Here is a 15064-nt window from a genome sequence, read left to right as displayed (position 1 = left end):
ACGATGCTCGGTTTTCCCCTCGCCAGGTCCACGAAGACCCGAGCCGCGTCCGAAGAGCCCGTGGCCGCGATGCCGGCCTCGGACGATGCCCGTCTGGTACGCGCGGTCGAGCGCCTGATGACGACGCAGGACCGCGATGCCATCGATCTCCCTGACGGTCTACTGAAGACCGCCTTGGGCCAGGTCCGGGTCGATGCCGATCGAGCCACGCTCCGTGCCCTCGGCAGCACGGCCCGCCTGGCACGGGAGGCGTCCGAAGCCGCCACCAACACGGGGTGGATGACCTACGACGTCGGCGAAGTGGCCCGCGCGACCCAGACCATCGCGGGTGCGACGGAGGAACTCGCCGCCTCCATCGCCGAGGTCGCCCAGACCTCCGACACCGTGGTCAGGGTCGCCGACGACGCGCTGTCCGCCATGCAGACCTGCATCACCGACGGCAGCCAAGCCCGCAACGCGATGCAGGAGATCGAGGGTCGGACCGTCCAGATCGCCGACCGCGTCGTGGTGCTGGAACGCGCAATTGCCCAGATCGAGGTGATGGCCACCGCCATCGCGGCGATTTCGAGCCAGACGAACCTGCTCGCCCTCAACGCGACCATCGAGGCGGCACGGGCCGGGGAAGCCGGTCGCGGATTCTCGGTCGTCGCCGCCGAGGTCAAGTCGCTGTCGGCCCAGACCGCAAAATCCACGGGCGAGATCCGCTCCCTGCTCAACACCCTCACGGTCGAGATGGGCTCCATCGCCCAGGCGGTGAGCGAGAGCCGCGTCGCCGTCGCGACGGGCCGCAACATTGTCGATGGTCTCGAGACACGGGTTTCGCAGGCCAACGAACGGATCGGTGAGGCAAGCGACCTCAACCGAGCCATCGCACACATGCTCGGACAGCAGCGTCAGGCCACGGCCGAAATCTCCAGCAGCGTCCAGAACATCGCCGGCAAGGCCTCGAAGACCCACGAGGAAATCGAGCTGATCACCAATCGCCTGGTGAAGGCCGAAGCCCTTGGGCAGACGGCTCTGGCATCGAGCGGTCATGAGCCGTCCACCTATGCACTTGTACGCCTCCCGGCGGATATCGGAGCCTGGAAGCGCAAACTGGCCCGAGTCTTGGTGGGACTCGCCGAACCCGACCGCGGACTCGCAAAGCTGCCGTGGAACAATGGAGCGAGCCTCGGCGCGCTCCTGCGGACCGGTCCCCTCGCCGCTCACCCCGCTCTATCGGACCTTCTCAAGTCCGAAGCCAAAGCCCTGGAGGAGGCTGAACGGATGATCGCAGCCCTCGCGACGCAGAATTGGGACGTGGGGACGCCGGCGTATCGGGGTGCGACGGATGCGATGAAGGCGATGCTCGCCACCACCCGGACCATGCTCGGAGAAACCGAGACCGCGTAAAACTGTTTCCGTCTGATTGACGCGGCGGGGATTCTCGCCGAGCGGAGTGATGGTTAGGGTTTGGGTCATGTCTCATGGAGGCGAACCCAGCTCACATCGTCGATCATCTATGTTTTGCGGAACTGGGTCGGCGTGCTCGAACCAGCGACGACCCGCGCGCGGCACGGCATTACCAGGCGATCTGGCTTCTGGCGCAGAGCAAGCCGTTGGCGGATGTCGCGGCCACGACCGGCTTCGTGCAGCGTTGGCTGGAACAGTTGGCAAAACGCTACAATCAGTTCGGTCCTGATGCGCTGGGCGACCGGCGGCGCCGCAAGGGAACGGCCCCGCGACTTCTGCCCCCTGATCTTCTGGACAAGCTGTCGCGTAGGCCTCGCTAGGCCTCCGCCCGATGGTGGGCCCTGGAGTAAGCCCACGATCGCAGCGTGGATGGCAACCGAACTCGGGTTGATCTCGGTCTACCCGCAGCGCGCCTGGGAGGCGCTGCAGGCGATCGGCTGGTCGATCCAGGCACCACGGCCGAGGAACCCGGCTCCGAGTCACAGACCACCCTCAAGAAACTCGCCGCCACCCTCGCCGAGGAAGAGGCACGCCACCCCGGCCGGCCGGTCGCGCTTTTCTGCACGGACGAGCACCGTGTCGAGCTGAAGCCGATCACGCGCCGGGTCTGGCCGCCGCGCGGACGACGGCCGATCGAACCCGGCCGTCACCGCTACGAATGGCTCTACGTCACCGCCTTCGCAGCGCCCGCCAGCGGCGAGAGCCACTGGTACGTCGGCAACGGCGTCTCCAAGCCGCTCTCAGGGCCTTCTGGCGCTGTTCGCCCTTGAGGTCTGGGCGGGCGAGCGACGCACCGTTATCCCACTTCTCGACGGGGCCGGCTGGCACTCGGAGCCCGGTCTGCGCGTGACCAGAGGCCTACGCCTGATCTACCTGCCGCCCTACGCGCTCGAACTCCAGCCCGCCGAGCATCTCTGGAGGCTCGGCGACGAACCCATCGCCATTGATGACGAGCCCGGTCGTCGCCAGCATCCTGAAAGGACCGCGGGCCGTAGCTGTCAGATTGCGTTCCTCGCCTGATATCCGTTCCAGCGCGCACGCGCCGACAGGTTGATCACACCTGCTGCGCGCGCTCCGTTCCAACACCAAGACCGCGGCTGGCACCGGTTCCGTGTGGCAATCGAGGGCGATCCACTCATCCTCCGATACCATCCTGGCTTCATCTTTCCGCAGGACTGTGCGGCGTTGGCTGCGCGATCTCGCACGATCCGAAGCGCTCACGAGCCCGTCGGAATTCTTCCGGTCGAAACGGAGGGCGGTTGCGCTTCGATGGCGCGGATCCTGCTCGCTCCTTACCCCACGGCCGGGACGGTCACGAAACTCACCACCGCGCCCGTGATCGCCGCATTCAAGGCCCGATACGGCGAGATCCGCACCACGTGGCGACGGTTGCCGTCACGGATCGTGGGCTGCTCGATCTCGCGCTCGATCTCCTTGCCGTCGGTCAGGACGCGGGCGAGGTCCTCCGCAAGGTCAGGGTAGGCCGGACGTACGGCGAAGTCGGTCAGGTGCCGGCCGCGGTCGCCGTCCTGGATCGGGATGAACCGCGCCACCGCCGGCGTGAACGTGCGGATGATGAGGTCGCGGTCGAGAAACACGATGGCGAGGCCGCTGGCGTCGAACAGGTTGCGGAGATCGCTGTTCGCCCGGTCCAGGACGTCGATCTTACCGCTTAATTCGTGGTTGACCGTCTGCAGTTCCTCGTTGAGCGATTGCAGCTCTTCCTTGGAGGCCTCCAGTTCCTCGTTGGTCGATTGCAGCTCCTCGTTGACCGAAACCAGCTCCTCGTTCGACGACTTCAGCTCCTCGAGGGCGGTCTCGTATTCCTCGATCAGCGTCTGCAGGCGCTCGCGGGTGTCGCGCAACTCATGTTCGAGTTGCAGCGCGTCCGAGCCGGGCTTCGGCCGCGCGTCGCGTTGCTCGGCGTCGCTCCGGCTCAAGGACGGCCCTTGATCGTGGAACAGCACGACGAGGAGCGGATCGGCACCCTCGCGCAGGGGTAGCGGCTCGACGGTGATCGAGACGACCTGGATACGCCCTTCCTCGCCCTCGACGGCGATATCCGAGCGGAAGGCGGGGCCGTGCGACTCGATCGCCTCGCGCAAGGCCGAGCGCAGATCGAGACGCAGGCCCCGGCGCGCCAGGGTCAGGAGCTGGCGGCTGGGCAGCCCGGCGGGCGCCTCCAGATACTTTCCGGTGCGGGTGGAGTAGTGGACCACGTCGCCTTCGCGGTCGACGACGACGTGGGCCGGGGCGAAACGCTCGACGACGTGGCTCTCGACCGCCTGCCGCACGGACGCGCCGGATTCTGGATTGAAGGGAGGCGGGCGCACGGCTTGGCCGGAGCGCCGCGCGAACGGGGCGAGTTGCGTGCCGCTGATCGCGAGCGGCAGCGCGGCGCCGGACCGCTCGGTGTCGCGTGCCTGGAAAATGCGGTGCTTCTTGTCGATCGGCGTGAAGAGGTCGCCGAACTGGCTGACGTTCTCGGCCGTACCGAGGAAAAGGTGCCCGCGCGGGCGCAGAGCGTAGTGGAAGATCGGGATCACCTGCGCCTGCACGACCGGGCCGAAATAGATCAGCAAATTGCGGCACGAGACGAGATCGATACGTGAGAACGGTGGATCGCGGATCACGCTGTGGGGCGAGAAAACGCACAATTCGCGTACCGCCTTGACCACGACGTAGGAACCGCCCTCGGCCGAGAAGAACCGGCGACGGCGTTCGGGCGAGACGGTGTCGAGAAGCGCCTCCGGGTAGCGTCCGGATCGGGCGACGGCCAGGGCCGGATCGTCGATGTCGGTGGCGAAGATCTGTACGCGCGGCACGGCGCGCAGGCCGTCCATGTGCTCGCGCATCAACATGGCGATGGAGTAGACCTCCTCGCCCGTGGCGCATCCGGGCACCCAAACCCGGATCGTGTCGCCTGCTCCGCGCCCCTCGAACAGGCGGGGCAACACCCGCAGCTTCAGGGCCTCGAACGCGTCGCCGTCGCGGAAGAAATTGGTGACGTTGATGAGCAGGTCGCGGAACAGCGCGGTGACTTCGGTCCCGTCCGCACGCAGACGCTCGACGTAGTTCTCGATTCGGTGGAGGCGGGCCACCTGCATCCGGCGCTGGACCCGCCGGGCAAAGGTCTTCGGCTTGTAACCAGAAAAGTCGTGTCCGACTTGATCGCGCAGCAAAGCGTGGATCTCGGACATGGCCGCCTCGGCGGCCGCCGTCTCCAACCCCTCGATCACACCGAAGCTGCGGGCGTATTCGGCGAGTTGGGCGCCGATGGCGTCGGCCGGCAACTCGAAATCGACGAGCCCGGTGGCGATGGCGCTGGCCGGCATGTCCGGATGACGCGGCACCGTGCCGTCCGATCCTTGCGCGAAGGTTAAATCGCCACGCTCCTTGATCGCCTTGATGCCGAGGGTCCCGTCCGTGCCACCGCCGGAGAGGACCACGCCGACGGCGTATTCGCCGTAGGCCCGTGCCAAGTCGCTGAAGAACAGGTCGATGGGGTTGCGCTCGCGCTGAACCGGGTCGTGCTCGCGCAGTCTGAGACGGCCATCGGCGATGCCGAGCAGCATCCTGGCCGGAAGCACATAGATGCGCCCCGGCTCCACCGGCATCCCGTCCTCCGCCACGATCACCGGGAGTTTGGTGAAGCGGCCAAGCACCTCATGCAGCAAGCTTTCTCTGTCCGGGCTGACATGGGTGACGACCACGTAGGCAAGGTCGCCGTCGAGGCCGAGGCCGGAGAACAGCGTCTCCAGCGCCTCGATTCCACCGGCCGAAGCGCCGATGCCGACCACAGGGAAGCGCGCGGGCCCGATCATCACGCGTCTCCGACGGGGGGCACGTGCTCGCCGGGCACCCTCGACCGGGGCGCCATCATGACGCCCGCGACCGGGCAAGGATCTCCCGCGACCGTTCCGTGGTTTCACGCGCCGCACGGATCACTTCGGCGATCTCGCCCGACAACTGGCGCGCCCGTGCCAGTTGCCCGGGCCGGGCCGACTTGCGCAGGCTGTTCAAACGCTCCGCGAAGGGTACTTCCATCAGGGGAATGCCGGCGGCATCGGCGATGACGAAGGCGTAGGGCAGTGGACTGAGCCCCTTGCGCGCGAATTCCGCCGCCATGTCGGGAATCGAAGCACAGACTTCGAGGTAAGCGGTGTCGAGGTCGGCCAGGGCGAGGCCGTCATCGTCGGGGTCGAGGCCGGCCGGCGTACGCAGGTGGAAGTGGAACTGTGGCAAGAGCGGGCTCGCGATGGTCTGAGCCGCACGGGCGGCGTTACGGCAAAAGAATGCTAACACAGGTGATGGCTCGATGACCTTACCTGGATCAGGTGCGGCGCAGTGTCCGCGTTCCGCACATGGATGGAAGTCGGAAACGGAGGACCGGACCGTGGATCACCCTCTGATCGCCAAATTGGAGCAGTTCAGTCGCCTGTCCAACGAAGATCGGCGGACACTCGAGATCCTCACCGAGGGCCCGGTTCGCCGCTTCGCCTCGCGTGCGGACATCGTCCGCGAAGGTGAGGCCCCGCGGGCAGTGCGCCTCATCCTGTCCGGGTGGGCCTGCCGCTACAAGCAACTCCCCAACGGACGTCGCCAGATCGTGGCGCTTTTTTTGCCCGGCGACCTATGCGACCACAACGTCTTCGTGTTGTCCGAGATGGATCACTCCATCGGAACACTGAGCCCCGTCGCGCTCGTCGAGATTCCGCCGCCCGCGTTCGAGGAGATGATGACAGCCCGTCCACGGGTCACGCGGGCGCTGTGGTGGGAATCCCTCGTGAACGCGGCGACGCAACGCGAGTGGATCCTCAACCTCGGCGGGCGGGACGCGGTGGAGCGCCTCGCCCACCTGTTCTGCGAGCTGTTCTATCGCCTGCGCGGGATCGGCCACATGCAGGACGGAGGCTGCGATCTACCATTGACGCAGACGGATCTCGCCGAGGTCGCCGGCCTCACACCCGTCCACGTCAACCGGACCCTGCAGTCCCTGCGTCGGCAAGGGCTGCTCGAACTGAGGGGGCGCCGCCTGACCATCCCGGACCTGCCGGCCCTGGAACGCGTCGCGTCCTTCAACCCGAACTACCTGCATCTCGACCGGGTCGGCGCGCGGTTCGATGCCTGAATGGGCGGCCGGGTGATCGAGCGCGCGTGGATTTCGCGTCGGTGAGTGGGTTTCCCGTTTCCGTCCGCAACGCGGGGACGGCATCCGACCTCGCTTCAGGCCCGGCGCTTATGGTTCGCCAATTGTGCGGCAACCGGAAACGGCGTCGGTGCCGCCGCCAGGATCGGCTTCCACGTGGCACCCCATTCTTCGAGCGGAACGGGAGCGGAGCGGTGGACCAGATCGAGGAAGGCTAGGCCGACCTCCGCCGTCGCACGCTTCACCAGCGGGTTCAGCGGTCCACCGTTCCTCAACGATCGGTCGGTGAACACGCTGTGCGAGCCGCCCTGGAACACCACGAGGGCCTTCTGCTGCGTCGGGATCGCCGCATAGACGTCGAGGCGGTCCTGGACGGGGGAGTAGCGACCGGGAATGCGGATTGTGTCTTCCGTCGTGGTCACGTGGAGCGTGGGAACGTCGACGGAGGCAAGGACTGCCGCGAGGTCGGTCTCGCCGTAGAAGGGCGGGGCCGAGATGACGATGCTGGCCGAGAAGCGCGGGTCGCGGAAGCCGAGGAGCTTTCCATCGCGCACCACCTGGGCGCCGGTGAGGATCAGCGTGGTGTTGGCCCCGTAGGAATGCCCCGCCGCGACGATGCGCTTCCGGTCGATGGCGGCGTGGAAGGGATTGCCGCGCTGGAGCAACTGGTCGAGGCCAAAGCTCACGTCGTGCGTCCGCTCGATGGCCTCGCGTTCGTCGGCCGCGCTGTCGAGGCGGTCGAGGAGCAGAATCGGGTTGCCCTGCCACAAGGTCTGGTCGCTTCCGACGTGCTGGATGTGAAGGCTCGCCGTGCCCTGCGCCGACCATGCTTCGCCGAGGTAACTGTAGCCCATCCGCGAGCCACCGAGGCCATGGGAGAACACGATGAGCGGCACCGGCCCCTTTCGGGCCGAGGCGCCCGGCCAGTACAGCCGCGCCGGTACCACGCGGCCGCGTGCGGGATCGACCCATTCGAAATCGACGAACCGGGTCACGTCCGATGCCGGCGCCGACACGGCTGGAAGCCCCGAGAGCAGCCCTCCCGCACCGGCACCGAGCAGCATGGCGCCGACGCGACGGCGCGTCAGGCCCCCGTTGCCCGTGCGTGGGCCCACGGGACCGGCCGGCGATACGGGGGCGACATCGTCGGCGTGGGTCACGTTAGCCTCGGGCCTGTAACGAGCTTGGCCTCTTCCGAAACCCTCGCGGCGGCGGAATGGTGGGGCCGGATCCGCGGAAGGGATTCAGTCAACCTCACGGCCAAGGTGAACGCCGAAGGCGACGCGGTCTACAGCCGCCGGTGCCGGGCGGTGTGCTCCCGCACCGGCTGTGTCGGAAACGGGTGACAGGCCGGCGAGCGCAACCCCGGCGCGACCGGCAAACCGTCTGTCCGAGCCGGTCCGCCAGCCCCGGAACTCCACGGTGCACAGGGCCGATGCCGGAGGCGCTTTCGTCAAGGCGTCCTAAGCGTTTGATACGTAGGTACCAGATTTCCTTGAGGCGATTCGGAACTTGCCCGGGTGCGGTCCGTTGGACGCCCGCTGCCACCCTGGCGGCGGGGAGCGAAGCGGACCCGTGACGTCTGGCGTCGACAGACATGAACTCCGGCAGATCATCGCCGGCCTCAGCGAGGGCGTGATCCTGGTCGAGCCAGATCAGTCGATCACCTACGCCAACGAGGCCGCGTTGGCGATGCACGGCGCCGACGCCCTGGAAGAACTCGGCGCCACCGTGGACGCGTACCGCGAGCGCTTCTCCCTCCGCTATCGCAACAACCGTGCACCCGAGCACTACCCGATGGAGCGCGTCGTTTCGGGCGAGACGTTCCATGATGTCGTGGTCGACGTGAAGCGGACCGACCGTCCGGACGTCGCCTTCGTGCACTCCCTGCGAAGCCTCGTGGCCACGGACCGGGAGGGACGTCCGAGCTGCCTCGCCCTGATCCTCAAGGACGTGTCCGATCAGTTCGAGGCGGAGGAACGATTCGAGAAAACTTTCAATGCCAATCCGGCGCCCGCGGTGATCACCCGGCTGTCGGATCTGCGCCACGTCAAGGTGAACGCCGGGTTCCTCGAAATGACCGGGCACACCCGCGACGCCGTGATCGGCCGCAACGTCTACGAGGTCGACGTGTTGGCCGGTGCCCGCAGCCGCGACCTCGCCATTGCCCGGCTCAACGCGGGCGGCACCATTCCGCAGATGGAAGCGTGCCTGACCCTGCCCGATGGCGGGACCCGCTTCGTCATCGTCGCCGGGCAGCCCATCGAGATGGGTGACGAGCCCTGCATGCTGTTCACCTTCGCGGACCTCGAGTTGCGCAAGAAAGCCGAGACCGCCCTGCGGCAGAGCGAGGAGCGTTTCGCCAAGGCATTCCAGCTCACGCCCGTTCCGACCATGCTGTGCCGGGCCGATGGCTTCTCCATCACGGGCGTCAACGAAGCCTTCAGCCGGGTGTTCGGCTACGGACAGGACAAGGTCACCGGCCGCACCCCCGAGGAGATCGGCCTCTGGGTCAACGAAGCCGCCCGCGTCCGATTCGAGGCGGCACTGACCCGAACCGGTTACGTGGTCGGGCTGGAGACCTGCCTGAGCTCCCAGGAGCCCAGCGAACTCGACTGCATGATCTCGGCGGAGCGGGTGACCATCGCCGACGAGGCTTTCGTGCTCATCGTCCTGCAGGACATCACGGAGCGCAAACGCTCCGAGCGCGATCTGTTCACCGCCATCGAGGCGGTGATGGCCGACACGTCGTGGTTCAGCCGCGGACTCATCGAAAAGCTCGCGAACCTGCGCCAGCCGGGTGAGCGGACTGGGGACGATCCGACCCTCACCCTCACGGTCCGAGAGCGACAGATGCTCGGCCTCGTCTGCTCCGGACTGAGCGACGACGCCATCGCCAAGCGCCTGAACCTCTCGCGCAACACGGTCCGCAACCACACCGCCGCGCTCTACCGCAAGCTCGGTCTTCACAAGCGCTCGGAGGTAATCGTGTGGGGGCGCGACAACGGATTTCCGAACCCCACCGCACCGTAACAAAAAGCCAAGATACCAGTACATCCGTATTATTGCGCCAAATCCACAGAGGTCCATCTGACCATCGTGACCAGTGCATCGCCCTTGGGGACGGACATGACCGATACGCGCAAGCCGACCTCTGAGGAGGAGAAGAATTCCGTCGCCAAGGCGTCCATCAAGGAGGCCATCGGCAAGCTGACCGGTGATGTGAAGGTCGAAGCCGAGGGCAAGGCCGAAAAGACTTCCTCCGAGCCCGAGGGGACGCCCGAGGGAAAGTCCGGCTCGGCGCGCTCGTCGTAGCCCGAACCGCCAGAAGCGAATGCTTCCAACGCAACAACAACCAACAGGATGAACATCATGGTCGATACGGACCGCGTGACGGGTGCTGCCCGGGAACTCGCCGGAAAGGCTCAGGGCACCATCGGTGATCTCATCGGGTCTCAGAGCGACTCCGTCGAAGGCCGCTTCCGCGAAGCGCAGGGTAGCGCCGAAAATCTCTACGACCAGGCGAAGGATAGCGTCGGGCATGCAGCCGACCAGGCGCAGGCTTACGCCGAGGACGCCTACGAGAATTCCGGCCACTACCTTCGCGAAGGCCGGTGTGCCGTGGCCCACCGAGTCGAGGAAAGCCCACTCGTCGCGCTCCTGATCGCCGGCGCCGTCGGCTACGGCCTCGCCCTCCTGATCCATTCCCGTCGCTGATATCCGGCGCCGCCGCGTGGGACGCCCTCGGCAAGAGGCGGGGCATCCCGGGCGATCAGGCAAAGACGCAGACCGACGACGACCAGAACCAGGACGACGGCGCCGTGGCCGACCGCTACGACGCGCGTCGCGCCTGATCCCTTCGGCCTCGGTTCCCCGGGGCCGGACCCTCCGCCGGTTGGGATCGACCGGTCCGTTCACCCCCCTCGCAGCACAGGAGTTTTTTTCGATGAGCAGCACCACCGACAAGATCAAGGGCCTGGCCAACGAGGCCGTCGGCAACGTCAAGCAGGCCGCTGGCAACGTCACCGGCAACGACAAGCTCGTCGCGGAAGGCAAGGCCCAGGAACTGAAGGGCGAAGCTCAGAAGACCGTCGGCGACGTCAAGGACGGCGCCCAGAACCTCGCCGACAAGGTCAAGAGCAAGATCTGATCGTGCGCCTCGCGGGACGGCATCGCGCCGTCCCGCCCTTACGATTTGCCCATTGAAGTTGCCTGTCCCGATAGGAGCCGACCATGAACAGCGACCAGTTCCGAGGCGCCACGCGCCATCTCAAGGGTCGGGCGCAATCGACCCTCGGCGGCATCACGGGTGATCCCGCGCGTCAGGTGCGCGGCGCCGTCGATCAGGTAGCCGGAGGTGCGCAATACGCCTACGGACAGGCCCACGACCGTGCGAAGGATTGGATCGAGGACGGCAGCCACCTCGCTCACGAGGCACGCCGCCGCGGCGAGCGCCTTCTCGACGACGGCAGCCGCTACGCCCGCGAGACCCGTCGCCGGGGTGAGGCTTACGGGCGACAGGCGGTCGGTTACGCCGACGCCAATCGCGGCGCAACGGTGCTGGCCCTGGCCGCGTTGGCCTTCGCCGCCGGTTGGCTGCTGCGCCCGTCTCGCTGATCCAGTCCTCCATCCTAGTCCAAGGTCTCGTCGTCGCCCGCCCCTTTCGGGCCCGACGTGCCACCGAGACGATCCCGTTCAGACGAAAAGGACACCACCATGAGCAAGGGCTACCCCTCGATGACCGCCCTTCTGGGTCTGCTGGCTGTCGCCGGCTACCAGAACCGTGACAAGATCGCCGAGCTGCTGAAGAGCGGCAGCGCCGGTGCCGCGCACGGCACCGTTCCGCACGTTCCACAGGGCAGCGGGTCGAGCAACCTCGGGAATCTCGGCAGCCTGCTCGGCGGAGTCGGTACGGCCGGCGTCGGTGGCCTCATCGCCAGCGGCTTGAGCGAACTCGTCGACCATTTCACCAAGGGCGGCCATGGCGAGACGGCCAATTCCTGGATCAACCAGGGCCAGAACCGCGACATCCCGGAAGCGGACCTCGAGAAAGCCATCGGCGCCGAGACCCTCGATGGGCTGCAGAAGCAGACCGGGCTGAGCCGGGCCGACATTCTCTCGCGCCTGTCGCGCGACCTGCCCTCGGCCATCGACCGCTACGCCCAGGACGGCCGCCAGCCGGCCTGACGTCCCGCAGGGCGCGTGAAGGGCCGGCGCAGAAGCGTGCCGGCCCTTCACGCGGGACGGTCACGCCGACGCGACGGACCTGCCTCTCAACCCGTGCCTTCGATGAGGTTGCGGATTCGGGCGGCCAGTGCTTCGAGGGCGAACGGCTTGACCATGACTTGCATGCCGGGTGCCAAGTGGCCGTGGTTGAGGGCCGCATTCTCGGCGTAGCCGGTGATGAAGAGAACTTTCAGGCCAGGCCGCGAGAGTTGCGCCGCCTCCGCCATCTGCCGGCCGTTCATGCCACCGGGTAAGCCGACATCGCTGACCAGAAGGTCGATGCGCACATCCGATTGCAGCACCTGCAGCCCGGAAGCGCCGTCGGCCGCCTCGATGGCCGCGTAGCCGAGATCCTCCAACACTTCTGTGACGAGCATCCGGATGGTCGGTTCGTCGTCGACCACCAGCACCGTCTCGCCCGCCCGCGCCCGTGCCGCCTCGGACAGGTCCGGGACCACCTCCACCCCTTCCGCCTCCCCGAGATGACGGGGCAGGTACAGGCACACCATGGTGCCCTCGCCGGGCTCGGAATAGATCCTCACCTGCCCGCCCGATTGCTTGGCGAATCCGTAGATCATGCTGAGCCCCAAGCCGGTGCCCTCCCCCATGGGCTTGGTGGTAAAGAACGGGTCGAAGGCCTTCGCGACCACGTCCGGCGTCATGCCGGTGCCGTTGTCCGAGACGCAGAGGGAGATGTACTGGCCCGGCTCCAGGTCCCGCTCGCGGGCGCTGCGCGAGTCGAGCCAGCGGTTGCCGGTCTCGATGACGATGCGCCCGCCGTCCGGCATCGCATCGCGCGCGTTGATGCACAGGTTGAGGAGCGCGTTCTCCAGTTGGCTCGGATCGACATGGGTCGACCACAGTCCTGCCGCCCCCACGACCTCGACGGAGACCGCCGGCCCGACGGTGCGGCGCACCAGCTCCTCCATGCCCTCCACCAGACGGTTCGCATCAATGGGCTTCGGGGCCAGGGTCTGACGACGCGAGAACGCCAGAAGACGATGGGTCAGGGCGGCGGCGCGGCGGGCCGCGCCCTGTGCGGCGGCGATGTAGCGCTCGATATCGCCGACCCGGCCCTGGAGCAGTCGGGTCTGCATCAGCTCCAACGAACCGACGATGCCCGCGAGCATGTTGTTGAAGTCGTGGGCGAGGCCCCCGGTCAATTGCCCGACGGCCTCCATCTTCTGGGACTGGCGCAGGGCCTCCTCGGTCCGCATCAGCTCGGCCGTCCGCTCGACGACGCGCTGCTCCAGGGTCTCGTTGAGGCTGCGGAGCTGCTCGGTGACGCGCTCGCGCTCGGCCTCGACGGCGCGTCGCTCCTCGACGTCGATCAGGACGCCCGGAAACCGCAACGGCGTGCCGTCCGGAGCATGCTCGACACGCCCGTTCGCCTCCAGCCAGTAGTAGAGCCCGTCCGCACGCTTGGTGCGGTATTGGTGCGCGTAGGGCCCGCCTTGCGCCAACGCCGTGCCAATCGCCGCCGTCAGGGCGTCTCGGTCGTCCGGGTGCACGGTCTCGATGACCTGGGCGAGGCTCAGGCCTTCGCGTCCCACGGTGGGATCGAGGCCGAAACTGCGGGCGAAGGCCTCGTCCACGCTGAAGCGGTCGGCGGCGAGATCCCAAACCCAGGTCCCGATGATCGCACCGGCGGCCAACGCCAGTTGCACGCGCTCGACGTTCTCGCGGGCCACGGCCTCGCTGGCGCGCAGGGCGTCCTCGGCCGCGCGCCGTGCCGAGATGTCCCGGAACAGCACGGAGACCTGGCGCCGGCTCGGCGGTTCGATCCGGGCGGCGGAAACCTCGATGTGGCGCCCGGCGGCCGGAAAGGCGCGCTCGAACCGGATCGATTCGCCCGTCCGCAGGACGCCTCCGTAGAGGTCGAGCCAGCCATCCGCCTCGGCGGCCGCAAGATCGCGCAGGGTACGGCCGACGATGTTCGGGATGCCCGTATGGCGCTCGTAGCCAGGGTTCGCCTCGACGTGGACGTAGTCGCTCGCAGGTCCGTGCGGCCCGTCGAAGAACTCGATGATGCAGAAGCCGTCGTCGATGGCCTCGAACAGCGCGCGGTACCGTGCCTCGCTCGTAGCCAGCGCATCGCGGGCATAGCGCTGTTCGGTGATGTCGCGCGCCACGCCGGAGAAGCGGACCGGACGGCCGGTGCCGTCGCGCTCGATCTCGCCCCGGCGGGCGATCCAGCGGAGTTCCCCCGTATCGGGTCGCCGGATCCGGTACTCGACGTCACGGATCAGGTCCCCGCGCCGGCGGCTCTCCGCCGTCGAGACGAGGTGTGAATCCTGCGGGATGATCAGAACCTCGAACGCCGCCGCCGGATAGGTCGCCCGCTCGGGCAAGCCGTAGAGGCGGCAGAATTCCGGCGTGGTGTAGAGGATGGCGTCGTCGATCCCGACGGAGAACACCCCGATGCCGCCGGCTTCCTGCGCCCGGCGCAGACGCGTCTCGGTCTCTTCGAGGGCGGTGCCGATCCGGTGCTCCTCGGTGCGGTCGCTCAGGACCTTCACGAGGCCGATGAGGTCGCCACCGGGATCGCGCAGTGGCGTCGTCTCCCCGGACGCCCAGAACCGGGACCCGTCCGCCCGCAGATACCAGCGCTCGCTGTCGGCACGGCTCTGGTCATGGGCACGGCGCCGCTCGGCTGCGGGGTGGCCGGACAGGACATCCTCCGGCGTGAACAGCCGTTCGATCGCTTGGCCCCGGATCGTCTCGCGGGTCCAGCCGAAGATGCGCTCGGCGCCCGTATTCCAGTCGGTGACGCGTCCGTCCGGGTCCATGCCGATGATGGCGATGCGGGTGGTACTGTCGAGGATCGCTCGCGCGTGCCCCTCGGCCTCTCCCGGCCCAGGCGGGGAGATCCCGGACTCCGGCACGGTCGTTGGGTCTTTGGCCCAGGGCACCTGCCCGTGCACCTGAGCACGCAACCGCGCGGCTTCCTCCGCGAGGGCGTCGGCACGCTGCAGGAGTTCGGCAGCCTCCGGACCCGTCATACGGACGAGCTCGAAGGGGCGCAGCGGATGACTTGAGCAGCGAGCGGTTCGGACGGGCACGGCCAAATCTTGCACCCCGCGTCGATGCGGCCGGCCGTGGGACGGGAATACGGTGGCAAGCGAATATCGGAGAGTGGGCGTCGTTCCATAGGCGTCTCTTGCCGCAAAACAGACTTGCGCTCCAGACGGCGACGCCATCGGTCGGCCGCAAAAAGCCGCCGCGACAGGTTCGAGG

Annotated in this window: 15 protein-coding genes; 11 read left to right on the top strand and 4 right to left on the bottom strand. The window is 67.6% G+C overall.

Going from position 1 to position 15064, the window contains the following annotated elements; translation table 11 throughout:
- The first annotated feature begins 3 nt into the window (after positions 1-3).
- The 4 genes from ASF22_RS20505 (at position 4) to ASF22_RS24260 (ending at position 2472) form a co-directional block, all read left to right on the top strand.
- On the top strand, positions 4-1392 hold the full coding sequence (locus tag ASF22_RS20505) for a methyl-accepting chemotaxis protein (RefSeq protein ID WP_056267796.1): 1389 nt from the start codon (positions 4-6) through the stop codon (positions 1390-1392).
- A gap of 74 nt (positions 1393-1466) precedes the next feature.
- Positions 1467-1772 (top strand): helix-turn-helix domain-containing protein, encoded by a 306-nt coding sequence (locus tag ASF22_RS24265; RefSeq protein WP_156647883.1) that lies wholly within the window; start codon positions 1467-1469, stop codon positions 1770-1772.
- A 45-nt stretch (positions 1773-1817) separates the two neighbouring features.
- Positions 1818-2222, top strand: a complete 405-nt coding sequence (locus ASF22_RS20500; protein WP_056267793.1) for a hypothetical protein — start codon at positions 1818-1820, stop codon at positions 2220-2222.
- A gap of 76 nt (positions 2223-2298) precedes the next feature.
- Entirely contained in the window at positions 2299-2472 is a 174-nt protein-coding gene (locus ASF22_RS24260) for a hypothetical protein (protein WP_156647882.1), read from the top strand.
- A gap of 272 nt (positions 2473-2744) precedes the next feature.
- Here ASF22_RS24260 and ASF22_RS20490 read toward each other — a convergent pair whose 3' ends face one another.
- Together ASF22_RS20490 and ASF22_RS24580 are read right to left on the bottom strand one after the other, a co-directional pair.
- The gene (locus tag ASF22_RS20490) at positions 2745-5276 is read right to left on the bottom strand and encodes a CheR family methyltransferase (protein ID WP_056267788.1); all 2532 of its coding nucleotides are present in this window, start codon (positions 5274-5276) and stop codon (positions 2745-2747) included.
- Between the two features lie 55 nt (positions 5277-5331).
- Positions 5332-5697 carry a hypothetical protein gene (locus ASF22_RS24580; protein ID WP_200918890.1) on the bottom strand — a complete coding sequence of 122 codons (366 nt, stop codon included), beginning with the start codon at positions 5695-5697 and terminating at the stop codon, positions 5332-5334.
- Positions 5698-5848: 151 nt separating this feature from the next.
- Between ASF22_RS24580 and ASF22_RS20480 the strand changes: the two genes are divergently transcribed.
- Complete coding sequence (locus ASF22_RS20480; protein ID WP_056267786.1) at positions 5849-6583, top strand: Crp/Fnr family transcriptional regulator; 735 nt, start codon at positions 5849-5851, stop codon at positions 6581-6583.
- 95 nt (positions 6584-6678) lie between these two features.
- Here the strand turns inward: ASF22_RS20480 and ASF22_RS20475 are convergent, their stop codons facing one another.
- Positions 6679-7761, bottom strand: a complete 1083-nt coding sequence (locus tag ASF22_RS20475; protein WP_244474362.1) for an acetylhydrolase — start codon at positions 7759-7761, stop codon at positions 6679-6681.
- A 415-nt stretch (positions 7762-8176) separates the two neighbouring features.
- Between ASF22_RS20475 and ASF22_RS20470 the strand changes: the two genes are divergently transcribed.
- From ASF22_RS20470 to ASF22_RS20445, 6 genes are all read left to right on the top strand, one after another.
- Positions 8177-9634 (top strand): helix-turn-helix transcriptional regulator, encoded by a 1458-nt coding sequence (locus ASF22_RS20470; protein WP_056267783.1) that lies wholly within the window; start codon positions 8177-8179, stop codon positions 9632-9634.
- A 96-nt stretch (positions 9635-9730) separates the two neighbouring features.
- Entirely contained in the window at positions 9731-9916 is a 186-nt protein-coding gene (locus tag ASF22_RS20465) for a CsbD family protein (RefSeq protein ID WP_056267779.1), read from the top strand.
- Between the two features lie 57 nt (positions 9917-9973).
- On the top strand, positions 9974-10318 hold the full coding sequence (locus ASF22_RS20460; RefSeq protein WP_056267942.1) for a CsbD family protein: 345 nt from the start codon (positions 9974-9976) through the stop codon (positions 10316-10318).
- A 229-nt stretch (positions 10319-10547) separates the two neighbouring features.
- Entirely contained in the window at positions 10548-10751 is a 204-nt protein-coding gene (locus ASF22_RS20455) for a CsbD family protein (RefSeq protein WP_056267776.1), read from the top strand.
- 83 nt (positions 10752-10834) lie between these two features.
- A complete protein-coding gene (locus tag ASF22_RS20450) occupies positions 10835-11218 on the top strand; it encodes a CsbD family protein (protein ID WP_056267773.1) in 384 nt (127 codons plus the stop codon).
- 99 nt (positions 11219-11317) lie between these two features.
- Complete coding sequence (locus tag ASF22_RS20445; RefSeq protein WP_056267771.1) at positions 11318-11788, top strand: YidB family protein; 471 nt, start codon at positions 11318-11320, stop codon at positions 11786-11788.
- 86 nt (positions 11789-11874) lie between these two features.
- Here ASF22_RS20445 and ASF22_RS20440 read toward each other — a convergent pair whose 3' ends face one another.
- On the bottom strand, positions 11875-14829 hold the full coding sequence (locus tag ASF22_RS20440; RefSeq protein WP_082483883.1) for a hybrid sensor histidine kinase/response regulator: 2955 nt from the start codon (positions 14827-14829) through the stop codon (positions 11875-11877).
- Positions 14830-15064: the final 235 nt, after the last annotated feature.

This window comes from Methylobacterium sp. Leaf87, from assembly GCF_001422775.1.
GTDB lineage: Bacteria > Pseudomonadota > Alphaproteobacteria > Rhizobiales > Beijerinckiaceae > Methylobacterium.
The sequence above is the reverse complement of the archived record's forward strand: the minus strand, read 5'-3'. Positions and strand labels throughout refer to the sequence as shown.